Annotated in this window: 13 protein-coding genes and 1 pseudogene; 9 read left to right on the forward strand and 5 right to left on the reverse strand. The window is 69.7% G+C overall.

The window, feature by feature from the left end:
• The first annotated feature begins 2 nt into the window (after positions 1–2).
• A complete protein-coding gene (gene amaB / locus ACWDSL_RS01080; RefSeq protein WP_450480392.1) occupies positions 3–1,532 on the forward strand; it encodes an L-piperidine-6-carboxylate dehydrogenase in 1,530 nt (509 codons plus the stop codon).
• 57 nt (positions 1,533–1,589) lie between these two features.
• Here the strand turns inward: amaB and ACWDSL_RS01085 are convergent, their stop codons facing one another.
• A complete protein-coding gene (locus tag ACWDSL_RS01085; RefSeq protein WP_450480394.1) occupies positions 1,590–2,261 on the reverse strand; it encodes a class I SAM-dependent methyltransferase in 672 nt (223 codons plus the stop codon).
• Between the two features lie 12 nt (positions 2,262–2,273).
• Positions 2,274–3,710, reverse strand: coding sequence for an MFS transporter (locus tag ACWDSL_RS01090; protein WP_450480395.1), 1,437 nt, complete (start codon positions 3,708–3,710; stop codon positions 2,274–2,276).
• Between the two features lie 428 nt (positions 3,711–4,138).
• Between ACWDSL_RS01090 and ACWDSL_RS01095 the strand changes: the two genes are divergently transcribed.
• Positions 4,139–5,662, forward strand: coding sequence for a methionine--tRNA ligase (locus ACWDSL_RS01095; protein ID WP_450480397.1), 1,524 nt, complete (start codon positions 4,139–4,141; stop codon positions 5,660–5,662).
• A 50-nt stretch (positions 5,663–5,712) separates the two neighbouring features.
• Here ACWDSL_RS01095 and ACWDSL_RS01100 read toward each other — a convergent pair whose 3' ends face one another.
• Positions 5,713–6,333, reverse strand: coding sequence for a TetR/AcrR family transcriptional regulator (locus ACWDSL_RS01100; RefSeq protein WP_450480399.1), 621 nt, complete (start codon positions 6,331–6,333; stop codon positions 5,713–5,715).
• A 46-nt stretch (positions 6,334–6,379) separates the two neighbouring features.
• On the opposite strand from ACWDSL_RS01100, the gene ACWDSL_RS01105 reads away from it, so the two are divergent.
• Positions 6,380–6,844: an SRPBCC family protein gene (locus tag ACWDSL_RS01105; RefSeq protein ID WP_450480401.1), complete on the forward strand. Its 465-nt coding sequence runs from the start codon at positions 6,380–6,382 to the stop codon at positions 6,842–6,844.
• A 145-nt stretch (positions 6,845–6,989) separates the two neighbouring features.
• Here ACWDSL_RS01105 and ACWDSL_RS01110 read toward each other — a convergent pair whose 3' ends face one another.
• The gene (locus ACWDSL_RS01110; RefSeq protein WP_450480403.1) at positions 6,990–8,306 is read right to left on the reverse strand and encodes an MFS transporter; all 1,317 of its coding nucleotides are present in this window, start codon (positions 8,304–8,306) and stop codon (positions 6,990–6,992) included.
• A 139-nt stretch (positions 8,307–8,445) separates the two neighbouring features.
• Here ACWDSL_RS01110 and ACWDSL_RS01115 point away from each other — a divergent pair, with 139 nt between their 5' ends.
• From ACWDSL_RS01115 to ACWDSL_RS01135, 5 genes and pseudogenes are all read left to right on the forward strand, one after another.
• On the forward strand, positions 8,446–10,209 hold the full coding sequence (locus ACWDSL_RS01115) for an IlvD/Edd family dehydratase (RefSeq protein ID WP_450480405.1): 1,764 nt from the start codon (positions 8,446–8,448) through the stop codon (positions 10,207–10,209).
• Positions 10,209–11,177, forward strand: a complete 969-nt coding sequence (locus ACWDSL_RS01120) for a sugar kinase (protein ID WP_450480407.1) — start codon at positions 10,209–10,211, stop codon at positions 11,175–11,177. Before ACWDSL_RS01115 ends, ACWDSL_RS01120 begins: the two co-directional genes overlap by 1 nt.
• Before the next feature lie 51 nt (positions 11,178–11,228).
• On the forward strand, positions 11,229–11,849 hold the full coding sequence (locus ACWDSL_RS01125) for a bifunctional 4-hydroxy-2-oxoglutarate aldolase/2-dehydro-3-deoxy-phosphogluconate aldolase (RefSeq protein ID WP_450480409.1): 621 nt from the start codon (positions 11,229–11,231) through the stop codon (positions 11,847–11,849).
• A 49-nt stretch (positions 11,850–11,898) separates the two neighbouring features.
• A complete protein-coding gene (locus ACWDSL_RS01130; protein WP_450480411.1) occupies positions 11,899–12,636 on the forward strand; it encodes a FadR/GntR family transcriptional regulator in 738 nt (245 codons plus the stop codon).
• A 92-nt stretch (positions 12,637–12,728) separates the two neighbouring features.
• Positions 12,729–12,812: pseudogene (locus tag ACWDSL_RS01135) on the forward strand (XRE family transcriptional regulator); the annotation flags it as partial.
• Positions 12,813–12,835: 23 nt separating this feature from the next.
• On the opposite strand, the gene ACWDSL_RS01140 reads toward ACWDSL_RS01135, so the two are convergent.
• Positions 12,836–13,450: a TetR/AcrR family transcriptional regulator gene (locus ACWDSL_RS01140; protein ID WP_450480413.1), complete on the reverse strand. Its 615-nt coding sequence runs from the start codon at positions 13,448–13,450 to the stop codon at positions 12,836–12,838.
• A gap of 71 nt (positions 13,451–13,521) precedes the next feature.
• On the opposite strand from ACWDSL_RS01140, the gene ACWDSL_RS01145 reads away from it, so the two are divergent.
• Positions 13,522–14,115, forward strand: a complete 594-nt coding sequence (locus ACWDSL_RS01145; RefSeq protein ID WP_450480415.1) for a peroxiredoxin-like family protein — start codon at positions 13,522–13,524, stop codon at positions 14,113–14,115.
• Positions 14,116–14,138 lie beyond the last annotated feature (23 nt).

Raw genomic sequence — 14,138 nt, forward strand, 5'->3', positions numbered from 1 at the left:
TCATGACCAGCACAGCCCTGCCCACCACGGACGACCTGCGCGCCCGCGCCCGTACCAGCCTCCAGAACATCGGCGTCGACGTGCCCGAGGGCGCCGACTTCCACGCCCGCACCCCCATCACCGGCGAGAACCTTCTCGGGCTGACGGCCGCCACCGACGCCGACACCGAAGAGGCCGTCGCCGCCGCCCGTACGGCCTTCCTCACCTGGCGCACCACGCCCGCTCCGCGCCGCGGTGAACTTGTCCGCCGCCTCGGCGAGTTGCTGCGCGAGCACAAGAGCGACCTGGCCGACCTCGTCACCGTCGAGGCAGGCAAGATCCGCTCCGAGGCGCTTGGCGAGATCCAGGAAATGATCGACATCTGCGACTTCGCCGTCGGCCTGTCCCGCCAGCTCTACGGCCGTACGATCGCCTCCGAACGCCCCGGCCACCGCCTGGCCGAGACCTGGCATCCCCTCGGCGTGGTCGGTGTCATCTCCGCCTTCAACTTCCCCGCCGCCGTATGGTCCTGGAACACCGCCATCGCCCTCGTGTGCGGTGACACCGTGGTCTGGAAGCCCTCGGAACTCACCCCACTGATCTCCCTGGCCTGCGACCACCTGCTCGCCCGGGCCGCCGACGAGGTCGGCGCGCCCCGCGACGTACACCGCCTCGTGCTCGGCGACCGCGCCATCGGCGAGCAGCTGGTCGACGACCCGCGCGTGGCGCTCGTCAGCGCCACCGGCTCCACCCGTATGGGCCGCGAGGTCGGCCCCCGCGTCGCGGCCCGGTTCGGCCGCAGCCTGCTGGAACTCGGCGGCAACAACGCGGCGATCGTCGCCCCCTCCGCCGACCTGGACCTCACCCTCCAGGGCATCGTCTTCGCCGCGGTCGGCACCGCAGGCCAGCGCTGTACGACGCTGCGCCGCCTCATCGTTCACCGCGATATCGCCGGTACCCTCATCGAGCGGCTGACCGCCGCCTACCACAAGCTCCCCATCGGCAATCCGTTCGACGACACCACGCTCGTCGGCCCGCTCATCTCCACCGCGGCCCTCGACGCCATGCTGGGCGCCCTCACCCGCGTCCAGGCCCAGGGCGGCAAGATCCTCGTCGGCGGAAACCGGCGCCTGACCGAGGCCGCGCCCTCGGCGGCCTACACCGAGCCGGTCCTCGTCCGCGTCGCCGAACAGACCGATGTCGTGCGGGAGGAGACCTTCGCACCGATCCTGTACGTACTCACCTACGACACCCTCGACGAGGCGATCGCGCTGCACAACGACGTCCCCCAGGGCTTGTCGTCCAGCATCTTCACCCGCGACCAGCAGGAAGCCGAGATCTTCCTGTCCGCCGCCGGCTCCGACTGCGGCATCGCCAACGTCAACATCGGCACCTCAGGAGCCGAAATCGGCGGCGCCTTCGGCGGCGAAAAGGACACCGGCGGCGGCCGGGAGTCCGGGTCCGACGCCTGGAAGTCCTATATGCGCGCGGCCACCAACACCATCAACTACTCCAGTGAACTCGCCCTCGCCCAGGGCGTCAGCTTCCTCTGATCAGGCTGGGGCGGGATACCGATCGCCGGTATTCCGCCCCGCCCGGGACCGGGCACTTCAGCGCCGTGTGAGAACAGCCGTCCCCTTTTCATGGCCGATAAATTCGGAGGACCAATCCGGATACTCGCGGCACCAGCGCTCGACTATCTCCCGCTCGTCGGGACGACTCGCATCGTCCATGATTATCCTTGCCTCGTCGCTCACCTTCGCTTCCAGCAGGGGGAGTGCCGGGTACCTGGAAAGCGGATACATGAACCCCGGAGGCCCGTCGACCACCACCATGTCGCAGTTCTCGACATCGTCCAGCCGCTTCGGGTCGTACCAGTGCCGGCGCTCTCCCTTGATGTCCACCTCGACCAGTGGGGCGATACGCACCTGTGCATACGCGTCCAGCCCCTGCTGCCGCAACGTGGCGGCTGTCTCGGCGCCGAAGTTTTCGTCGTGGTCGATCGAGACGATCTTCCCGGGGATGTCGAAATGGCGAAGCGCGTTTGCCATCCAGACCGTTGTGGCGCCGCTTCCTATATCCAGGATGGAGACCGGACGCCGCTTCTGGATCTGCGAGATCAGGAACAGCAGGAGATCGGGCGAGGCCGTCCACTTTGTGGGTTGTGGCATCGCGTGCTTGACGGGAACGATCGCGTAGAGATTCGTCAGCGCCTCAACCTGCCTGAAACGGTTCGTCATAACCTCCCGAAGGTCGGTGATTTCCCTCAGGATGTCGTCCATCGACGTCATTGTTCAACTCTCGTTCATGGCCGTAATTGCGTGAATCTTATCTTCTGCCGCGCTGCGACGGGTTCGCAGCAGGATGACGGCCACCACGGCGGCGGCCACGAACGCGCCGGTCGCCATCGCGATGTAACCGTGGACCCCCGCGGCCGAGTTCACCGTTTCACCGTCGACGACCATGTTGGTGGACTTGAGCACGGCCGAACCCACGAACTTCAGAATCACCGCCCCGGTCGCGACCATGACCATCACCATGCTGGACACGACGCCCTGTCGCTCCGGGGGCGCGAGCGTCGCCGCCATGTTGAAGCCGGATGTCACCAGCGTTCCCGCGGTGAGGCTCAACAGAAAGGAGCACACGACCGCGAGAGGCAGCAGGGAGTCCCCGAGGAACATCCCGACGGTGCCCACCGCCCCGAGCGCCACGCCGCCGGCGAGGGTCACGGCCGGCCCGAAGCGTGTTCCCAGCGCCCCGGCCAGGGTGCCGCCGAGCACGATTCCGATCGCCGGTACGCCGTACAGCAGGCCCAGCGCTCCCGGGGCGGCGAGTCCGTACCCGAGGTGCTGATCCGCCGAGACCTTGGCGATGAGGCCGAAGAGCGTGAGCATGCTCTGGTACGCGCCGGTTCCGAAGACGACCACGAGGAGCGTGAGCACCAGTGGCCTGCCGAGGTTCCTGACGTCGATCACGGGCTCGGGAACCCGGCTCGCCACCAGGAACCACCTGGCCAGTGCCGCGGCACCGGCCACGAGCAGGGCGAGCGGCCCCACGGCGAACCAGCCGAAGTCCGACCCGAGACTGATATAGCTGAGCACCGCCGCCAGACCTCCGCCGAGCAGCAGGGCCCCTGCGATGTCGACCTTGCCCGGTGTCCTGAGCGTGGACGCGGGAAGGAGCCTGTGTACGAGAACGGCCGCGATGGCCGCGAACACCGCCGACGCGACGAACACACTCCGCCAGCCGAACTCCGCGGCCGTTATCTCGAAGAGAACGGGCATCCCGATGCTGAGAAGCGCGGAGCCCGAGGTCACGATGCCGGTGGCGATCATCGCCAGGTCGGGCGCGCATAGGTCCCGGATGAGGGCGACCGTGAGGAAGACGGCCCCCACGGCCGCTCCCTGCAGCAGGCGTCCGAGGATGAGCACCCAGAGGCTGGGCGCGACAAGGCACACCAGGGCGCCGGCCAAGGCGGTGAGCAACGTCATGACCAGCACTTTGCGCTTGCCGTGGATATCGGCGCTCTTTCCGAGCAGTGGCGCCCACATCGCTCCCGCGAGCAGCGAACTGGCGTCGATCCACGCCGACTGATCGGTGCCGAAGTGGTCGAGCATCTCGGGAAGGACGAGGAGCGGTGCCGTGACGACCGTGTCCACCATGGCGTTCACCAAAATCAGGATGGCCACCTGGCCGACGAGCCGCCTGTTCCAACTCGTGTGTTCGTGCATGAAGCGCTCTGCCTTCTCTCTGGACCCTTATGCGGTCGAGATCGTCTGAGCCTTCACAGTGATCCGCTGTTCTGGGACGGATCTGCACGAGTCTGGGTGTGGCATGCGAACCGGGAGTCACCTCCGGTGGAAAGCGGCAGGTCGCGGCAGTCGGTCAGCCGGTAGTTCACAGCAACTCACAGAGATGAGCGTGTCGGGACCGCGTCGAGTGAGGCGAGGTCACATAGTCGACTTCGCCAAGGGGCGTAAACAGCATGCTGCGACGACGCTCCGTTGCTACCCTCGGGCGCATGATCACGCTTTCGCCTCAGCATCGGATGATGCCCCCTCGACGGGGCTGCTGAGCACGGACGCGTACCGAATCCGAGGCCCCGGGACGGGGCCTCGGCTGTTGTGCGACCAGGCCTCGCTACCCGGTAGGAGGACCGATGACCGCACCACATCGCTACATCACCACGACCATTCCGTACGTCAACGCGCGCCCGCACCTGGGTTTCGCCCTGGAACTCGTCCAAGCGGACACGTTGGCCCGTCACCACCGCAGGCGAGGCGAGCAAGTCCGGCTGCTCAGCGGAACCGACGACAACTCTCTGAAGAACGTCCTGGCCGCTGAAGCGGCCGGCGTCGATGTGCAGTCGTTCGTCGACCGTAACGCCGACGCGTTCGCCGCACTGCGCGGTCCACTGGCGCTCTCCTTCGACGACTTCATCCGCACCAGCAGCGATCCGCGCCATCGCGTCGGAGTCGAACGGCTGTGGCGCCGGTGCGCCGCGTCGGGCGACCTCTATCGCAAGGAGTACGAGGGTCTGTACTGCGTGGGCTGCGAGCAGTTCTACACCCCTGACGAACTGGTCGATGGACGATGTGCCGAGCATGGCACCGAACCTCAGCTCGTCGCGGAGGAGAACTGGTTCTTCCGGCTGTCCCGCTACGCCGACCGCCTCCATCAGCTGATCTCCAGCGGCGACCTGCGCATCGAGCCCGTCGCCCGCCGCAACGAGGTCCTGGCCCTCATCGACGGCGGTCTGCACGACTTCTCCGTCTCCCGCTCCCACAGCCGCGCCCGGGGCTGGGGCATCCCCGTGCCCGAAGACCCGAGCCAGGTCGTCTATGTGTGGTGGGACGCCCTGGGCAACTACGTCACCAGCCTTGGATACGGCACCGATGACGCTGCCTACGACCAGTGGTGGGCCACCAGCGAGCGCCGCGTCCACCTGGTCGGCAAGGGGGTGGTGCGCTTCCACGCCGTGTTCTGGCCGGCCATGCTGCTGTCGGCCGGACTTCCGCTGCCCACCGACATCCTGGTCCACGACTACCTCACCGTAGACGGCCGCAAGATCAGCAAGTCCGCCGGAACCACCGTCGACCCGGCCGCACTGGCCGCGACCTATGGCACCGACGCGGTGCGCTGGTGGCTTCTGCGCGATGTGCCCCGGGTCGGGGACGCCGACTTCACTCCCGACCGTCTGACCGCCCGCGCGGACGCGGATTTCGCCGGGGGACTGGGCAACCTCGTCCATCGCATCGTGACCATGGTCCACCGCTTTCGCGGCGGAACCGTCCCCGTCTCCGCCCCCTCCAGCGGGTTGGCACTGGCGGACATCTGCCGGAAGGTGCCCGGTCTCGTCGACGCCGCCTTGGCCGACTTCGACTTCCGGCGCGCCACTCGCGCTGTCTGGAACATCGTGGAGGAAGTCAACCGATGTATCGATGCCACCCGGCCATGGGAACTGGCTCGGGCGGAGCGGCAGGGCGACGGTGAAGCTGCGAAGCGGCTCGACACCGTCCTCGTCACACTGGTCACCGCATGTCGCGTACTGGCCGATGAACTACGCCCCTTCATCCCCGATGCCGCCACGCGGATCACCGGACAGCTGACACCGGTCGAGGGGCGTCTGCCCGCCGCACAGCCGCTGTTCTCCCGCCTTCAGGAGGACACGCGGCCGGTGTGACGTCCGGTGTTCCATTGGCCGGGTCGGCTGCTCCGCGTGATCAGCGGCTCTCACTTCGAGCCGTAGAACAGCCGCAGGAACTCCTCCATCGCCGCGTCGACACCGGCGCGGTCACCGGTGGCGAGCAGATCGAGCAGCAGACCGCGGACGGTGGCGAGCCCCAGCCTGGCGCGGTTCCGGGCCACGTCAGGGTCCGCCCCCGCGCCGGTCTCGGCTGCCACAAGCGGTTCCAGCCAGTCCGTCACGAGCCCTTCGAGGACCGGGGCCGCCTCCGGGCGGCCCCGCAGGGCGTGCCCGCAGACCTCGAAGAAGAGCCGTTCCTGACCGGCCAGCCGAGGGTCGGTCAGCTGCCGCCACAGCCGCCGCGCGACATCGGCGGGCGAGAGACCGGGCTCCAGGCGCAGCTGGGACAGCAGATCGCGCTGGCGCCGCTCCGACGTCCGGACGATCTCGATGAGCAGCTGTTCCTTGGAGCCGAAGTAGTGGATCAGCATGCGGTGACTGACGCCGATCGCGGCGCCCAGGCGGCGCAGGCTCAGATCCGTGATGCCGTGCGCCGCGACGTGGTCGACCGCCGCCTCCACCAGTTGTGTACGCCGGTCCCGGTTCTGGTCCCCGTCCGTGCCCTGCCCGGCCTCGCCCTCGGAATGCGCGTCGTTCGTATTCACCACGTCGCGAGTGTACCAATCGGTACATGGGGCCTGTACCGTCTGGTACATGATCCCCGTCACCGTGTCGATCGACGTACCGCAGACGCCCGAGCAGGTCTACGACTTCCTCGATGTCATGGCTCATCACGAGCGATTCACCAACCACTACCTGACCGACTACCGCTACAGCGGCCCCGATCGCGGCATCGGATCATGCGCCACGGTCACCGCGGCGCTGGGCGGTACGAAGACCGATGTCACCATCGAGGTCGTCGAGGCCGAAGCGCCGCGGCGCATCGTCGAACGCAACGTCAGCGCGGCCGGCCGACGCGTGGCCCACGGCACCTACACCGTCGAACCGCTGCCAACCGGCGGCAGCCGCATCTCGTTCACGTACGCCTGGGAACGCGCCCCTCTCGCCGACCGGCTACTGTCCCCGGTCGTACGGCCCACGATGCGGCGCGCCAACCGCACGGTCATGCAACGCCTGGCCGACGAGTTGGCTCGCCATGTGTCCACTGCCGGCTCCTGACGGCCGTGCATGCCGCCGCGGATGTCGCTCCTCTCCGGTGGGGTGCCCCCTCCGCCACCGGCGCGTCGGCCGCGGTTGCTTCGGCGGCCTCGGCGCCGGGTGAGCCGGCGGAGGGTTCAGCTGGTGGCTGGGCGGCCGGGGTGGCTCAGACCGTGGAGCGCCCGAGTTCGGTGTCCCGCTGCTGCGTGTCCGCGATGACGGGCCGGCCCTCGATCAGCCGCTTGATACCGAAGGTGGCGACGGTGGCCACGGCCATCGCGGCGACCAGGAACCACAGACCGGTGACAGGGGACGAGGTGTGGTCCACGATCACACCGATCCCCATGGGACCGAATCCGCCGCCCAGGTTGCCCACGGCGTTGATCATGGCGATGCCCGAGGCGGCCTGAACGCCCGTGAGGAACCGGGACGGCAGCGACCAGAGCACCGGCTGTCCGGCGAAGATGCCCACCGCGGCCACGCTGATGAGCGCCATCTGCAGCACGTGGTTGTCCACCAGCGCGGTGGCGGCCAGGCCCAGGGCGCCCACGGCCGTGGTGGCGGCGATCCACGGGTAGCGGGAGCCGCTGCGGTCGGCGAGCTTCGGCACGACGTACAGGCCGAGGGCGACGAAGACATAGGGGATGGCGGTGATGAACCCGGTGGCCGTGGAGGACAGGCCACCGAAGCCGTCGACGATGGTCGGCAGCCAGAAGCTGAGGCCGTAGGCGCCGAGAGGGAAGCACAGGAAGTACAGCGCCATCCACACGACGCGCTTGTCGCGCAGTGCGCTCAGCGGGTTCTCGTGGGCCGCGCCCAGCGCGTCCGTCTCTCGGCCGAGTTCATCGGCGATCCAGCCCTTCTCGTCGGCGGTCAGCCAGCGCACCTCGTCCGGTCCGTCCGGGAGGATACGGAGAGTGACGACGGCGAGCAGTATGGCGGGCAACCCGGTGGCAACGAAGATCCACTGCCAGCCTTCCAGGCCGAGGGTGCCGTCCAGGTCGCCGAGCGCGCCCATGAGCGGATTGCCGATGATGAAGGCGAGCGGGGACGCCATCATGAACCAGCCGGTCATCCGCGCCCGGTAGCGGTACGGGTACCACTTGGTCAGGTAGTAGAGGACGCCGGGGTAGAACCCCGCCTCGGCCACGCCGAGCAGAAAACGGGCGGCGTAGAACTGCCAGGCGGTGGAGACCAGGGCCGTGAGGATGGTGACCAGGCCCCAGCTGACCATGATCCTGGTGAACCAGCGGCGCGCTCCGAACCGCTCGAGAAGGATGTTGCTGGGCACTTCGAAGATCGCGTACGCGACGAAGAACGCGACTTGGCCGAGGGTGAACGCGGCGCTGGACAGCCCCAGTTCGTCTTGGAGTGTCAGCTTGGCGAACCCGACGTTCGACCGGTCGACATAGGCGACCAAATAGAGCAGCACCAGGAACGGCATCAGCCGCCAGGTGACCGTTTTCATCACTTTCGCTTCCATGCGGCTCTCTCTCCCAGGAGTTTCGACGTTGATCCTCTGGACGGTCACGGAAGGTATCGTGATTTGATAGCACCATTGAAGAGGTGGATGGGACACAGCTTGGTCACGGCCACCTCAGCGCACCGAAAGGACATCGCGCATGGCCGCGCTCAACCCCTCGCCCACCGCCACCGCCACCGCCGACAGCGCCACCCCCCTCCGCAGCCGCGCCTGGTTCGGCGACGGAGGGAAGAACGGCTTCATCTCACGGCACCATCTGCGCGCCATGGGCCGCGGCGGTCATAACTTCGACGGCCGCCCCGTGATCGGCATCTGCAACACCTACTCCGAACTGACGCCGTGCAACGGCCACTTGCAGATCCTCGCCGACGCCGTGAAGCGCGGTGTGCTGCAGGCGGGCGGCTTCCCGCTGGAGTTTCCCGCGATGTCGCTGGGCGAGCCGTTCCTCCGCCCGAGCTCGATGCTCTACCGCAACCTCGCCGCCATGGAGATCGAGGAGCAGATCCGGGCCAATCCGCTGGACGCCGTCGTCCTCCTGACCGGCTGCGACAAGACCACCCCCGCCGCGCTGATGGGCGCCGCCAGCGCCGGGGTGCCGGCGATCGTCTTCACCGGTGGCCCGATGCTCAACGGGCGCTTTCGCGGCCGTAACGTCGGCTCGGGTACGGACATCTGGCGGATGACCGAGGAGCTGCGGGCGGGCACGATCACCCAGCAGGAGTTCACCGAGTTCGAGTCCTCGCTGAACCGCTCGGCGGGCCACTGCATGACCATGGGCACCGCTTCGACGATGGCCTGTCTCGCCGAGGCGCTGGGCATGATGCTGCCGGGCGCCTCCGGTCTGCCCGCCGTGGACGCCCGCCGCGGCACGCTCGCCGAGGCCACCGGCGCCCGCGCCGTCGAACTCGCGGGCAGCGCACTCACCCCAGGCCGGATCATGACCCGCGAGGCGTTCGAGAACGCCATTCGGGTCAATGCGGCGATCGGCGGCTCCACCAACGCCGTCGTACACCTCCTCGCCGTGGCCGGCCGGCTCGGCGTACCGCTCGCGCTCGACGACTTCGACCGGCTCGGCGCCGAACTGCCCCTGCTGGTGGACCTGATGCCGTCCGGCCGCTTCCTGATGGAGGAGTTCGCATACGCCGGCGGGCTGCCCGCGCTCATCAACGATCTGCGGGACCGGCTGCACCACGACACCGTCACCGTGACCGGCCGGAGCCTCGTCGACAACTGCGCGGGCGCCGAGGTGTACGACCGTGAGGTGATCCGCCCGCTCGACAATCCGGTGCAGCCCGCCGGCACCGGCACCGCCGTGATCCGCGGCAACCTCGCGCCCGACGGCGCGGTCGTCAAGCAGTCCGCCGCCGACCCAGCACTGCTCCGGCACACCGGCCCCGCCCTGGTCTTCGACTCCGTGGAGGAGTATCTGGCCGTCGCTGAGGACGACGACCTCGATGTCACCGCCGACACCGTCCTCGTCGTCCGCAACCTCGGCCCGCGCGGCTACCCCGGGATGCCGGAGGTGGGCAACTTGCCGCTGCCCAAGAAGCTCCTCGACGCCGGGGTCCGGGACATGGTGCGGATATCCGACGCGCGCATGTCCGGTACGGCCTTCGGCGCCTGTGTGCTGCACGTCGCCCCGGAGGCGGCGGTCGGCGGGCCGCTGGCGCTGATACGTACGGGGGACCGGGTCCGGCTCGACGTACCGGGGCGGCGCCTGGACATGCTGGTCGAGGACGCCGAATTGGACGAGCGGCGGGCCGAGTGGCAACCACCGAAGCCGCCCGCCGACCGCGGCTGGACGTACCTCTACACCCGGCATGTCACCCAGGCCGACACCGGCGCCGATCTCGACTTCCTGGTCGGCTCCACCGATTCCGCCCCGCCGCGGCAGGCGTTCTGATGAGCGCCGCACCCGGGCGGCCGGTGGCGCCCGAGGTCGTGACATGCGGCGAGGCGATGCTTCTGATGGTGGCGGAGCCCGGGGTGCCGCTGGAGCGGGCGACGGTGTTCCGGCGCTCCGTGGCGGGCGCGGAGTCCAACGTGGCGACCGGGCTCGCCAGGCTCGGACACCACGCGCGCTGGCTCGGCCGCGTCGGCGACGACCCGTCCGGCCGGTCCGTGCTGGCTCAGCTGCGCGCGGACGCCATCGACACGTCGTACGCCGTCGTGGATCCCTCCGCGCCCACCGGGCTGCTGCTGCGGGACAGCCATCCGGCGCGGGCGATCGATGTGCAGTACCACCGGGCCGGCTCGGCGGCGTCCCGGCTCACCGCCGACGAGCTGACCGCCGAGATGGTGGAGGGCGCCCGGCTGGTGCACATCACGGGGATCACCCCCATGCTCTCGGACACCGCCCACACGGCGACGCTGCGGCTGCTCGAGCTGGCCCGCGCGGCCGGCGCGACGGTTTCCTTCGACCCGAACGTACGGCTGAAACTGGGCACCCCCGAGCGCTGGCGCACGGTCGTGGGGCCGCTGCTGGAACAGGCGGACGTAACTCTGGCCGGCGAGGACGAGCTGGAGCTGCTGGGCACGACGGCCCACGGGCTGCTCACCGCGGGTGTCACCACGGCCGTGGTGAAGCACCGCGACAAGTCGGCCACCTGCAGTACGGCGGACGGCACATGGCGACAGGACGCATTCCGGGTACCGGCCGCCGACCCGGTGGGGGCAGGCGACGCGTTCGCCGCCGGGTTTCTCTCCGGGGTCCTGAGTGGCGCACCGTACGACCGTTGTCTGGCGGCGGCGGCCGCGGTCGCCGCGCTCGTGGTGCAGTGCACCACCGACACCGACGGCCTTCCCGATCGCCGGGGCCTGGACCGCGCGCTGTCGTCGTTCACGGGCGCCGCGGAGACCGTCCACCGCTGATGCCCGGCATTCACCCAACACACCGCACCACGCACCGCACCAGGAGCACTCATGTATCGATGGGACATCGTCCGGGCCGTCACCGCTCAGCGGGTGTTCGGGATCGTCCGGGCGGCCGGGCCGCGGGAGGCCCTGGCCGCGGCCGTGGCCGTGCTCGACGCCGGGCTGAACGCCGTGGAGGTGGCGCTGACCACGCCGCGCGCGCTGAGCGCCGTCGCGGAGTTGACCGCGGAACGGCCGGATGCCCTGATCGGCGCCGGCACGGTCATCGACGCCCCCGCCGCGCGGGCCGCGGTGGAGGCGGGCGCCCGGTTCCTGGTGTCGCCGAGCCTGCACCCGGAGGTGATCCGCACCGGACACCGCTACGGCGTGCCGGTCTTCCCCGGCGTCGCCACCCCGACCGAAATGGTCCGCGCCCTGGAGGAGGGCGCGGACGCGCTCAAGCTCTTCCCGGCCTCCGGCGCATCGCCGAGCTGGCTGCGCGACGTACGGGCCGCGCTACCCCAGGCCCCCGTGATCCCCACCGGTGGTGTGACAATGGACAACGCACCGGAGTGGATCGCGGCCGGGGCCGTCGCCTGCGGCATGGGCTCGGCGCTCACCTCGGGCGGCGCCCAAGCGGCGGGCGAGCGGGTGACCACGCTCCTCGGCCGCCTCGCACAGGCCCGCTGAAACCCCGGGACGGTCGAGGGCGGTAGAGCAGGACGGAAACGGGGAGCGCGTGGAACTGCAAGGGCTGCACGGACAGGTGGTGGACCAGATCGGCCTGTCCCTCGCCGCGGAGGAGACCCGCGCCGGCGAGGTGCTGCGCCTGGAGGACGTCCAGGAGCGCTATGGCGTCTCACGGACCGTCGCCCGGGAAGCGGTCCGCGTGCTGGAGTCCAAGCGAGTCGTCACCTCCCGCCCCCGCGTCGGCATCACCGTACGGCCGATGACCGAGTGGAACCTGTACGACCCCCAGGTCATCCGCTGGCGGCTGAACTCACCGCACCGCGGGGCCCAACTGCGCGAACTGGCGGAACTGCGCGCCGCCGTCGAGCCGTCCGCGGCCGCGCTCGCCGCGGCCTCGGGCGACGACGAAACCTGCAACGCGCTTTTGGCGCACGCCCGGGCGATGGCGACCGCGGCGGCCGAGGCGGACACGGCCGGGTTCGTGGCGGCGGACGCCGCGTTCCATCGGGCGCTGCTCACCGCGTCGGGCAACGGGATGTTCGCCCAGCTCGCCGAGGTCACGGAGGAGTTGCTGACCGCCCGCCGCGAGCTGAGCCTGATGCCGGAGCGGGTCGACGAGGCGGCGGTCCGGCGCCACCAGGAAGTCGCGCAGGCCGTCGCCGAGGGGCGCCCGGCGGATGCCGCTGCCTGCGTACGGTCCATCGTGGACACCGCCCACAGCGAGGTCGAGGGCCTGCTCAGCGACACCGCCACGCCACCGTCGGCCTCATGCGCGCTGGACGTCTGAGGAGAACACGGGAAGCTCGTACGTACCCGCGCGGACCTGCTCAGGTCACGGCGAGGAGGCTGACGGCGACGCGCCTCATACGTACCGCGCCTCATACGTACCGCGGCTCAGGTGTCGAAACCTGCCACCTGATCATGACGGTCCACCTGCCGCCAGGCCCCGCCGCCACAACCTGACCGGACGGCGTCGTACCCCGGCGTCATGCGTTCAGGCCGCGCATCAGCGCGGCCAGCCCACCGAAGAACTCCTGGTCGGCGCCGACGTTCCGGGCCTCGCGCGCGGTCTCGGCCATATGTGGAAACTCCGTCGGTCGCAGCGCGGAGATGGCGACCGTGCCGTCGCCGGACAGCGGCCCGAGGTGGGCCAGCTGGAGGGCCCCGATCACATAGGCGAGCAGGCTGCGCAGCGCGACAACCCGTCGTTCGCCTTCGAAGCCCGCCTCGATGAGGATGGCGAGCACCGTCTCCGACCAGCGGAGCACGCCCGGGGAACGGTGCCGATGGGCGACCGTCAGCGGGACGACCGCGGGATGGGCGCTCAAGGTGTCGCGCAGACGCCGCACCATGACCTCGATGCGCTCGTCCCAGGGTGCCTCCGGCGGTGGCGGTTCGGTGTCGACGGCGCCGAGCACGAACTCGACGACGAGCCGTTCGAGTTCGTCGCGCTCGTCCACATACCGGTAGAGCCCCATCGTGCTCATACCGAGTTCCGTGGCGACCGCGCGCATGGAGAGCCCGGCCAGCCCGTCGCGGTCGATGACGGCGAGGGCGGCCGAGGCCAACTGATCGTGTGTGAGTGAACGGGGACGTGGCATGGCGCTTGACAGCGTACGGCATACGCTTACGATCGTAGGCGTATGCCGTACGCTTATGAGGGGAACCCCGAATGCCCGTGAACAGAGAGCCGTTGGTGCCTGGCTCGGCCGTCAGCCCCCGTGTCCTCGCTTCCGTCGCCGGCCCGTCGGTCGCCGTCCCTGCCCCCGACCGGCTGGTCCATCTGCAGTTCCGGCGCTTCGCCGGCTGCCCGGTCTGCAATCTGCATCTGCGCTCCGTGGTGCGACGGCACGATGAGATCGAGGCGGCCGGCGTTCGCGAGGTCGTGGTCTTCCACTCGCCCGCCGAGGAACTGCTGGAGCACACGGCCGACCTGCCGTTCGCCGTCATCGCCGATCCCGACAAGCGGCTGTACGCCGAGTTCGGCGTGGAGTCGGCGCCCCGCTCGCTGCTGAGCCCCCGCGCCTGGGGGTCGATCCTCCGGGCGATCCTGCGCAGCGCGTGGGCGATAGTCCGCAGGCGGGAGCGCGGACCGGCGGGCAGGCCGCACGGCGGTCGGCTCGGCCTTCCCGCTGACTTCCTGATCGCGAGCGATGGCCGCGTCGTCGCCGCCAAGTACGGCGAGCACGTCTACGACCAGTGGTCGGTCGATGAGGTGCTTGAGCTGTCGGGGCGGGCGCCACGATCGGATCTCACGACGCGGTGAGCCGAGGCCGGGGCGGCGATAGC

This window comes from Streptomyces sp. NPDC000941 (assembly GCF_053599555.1).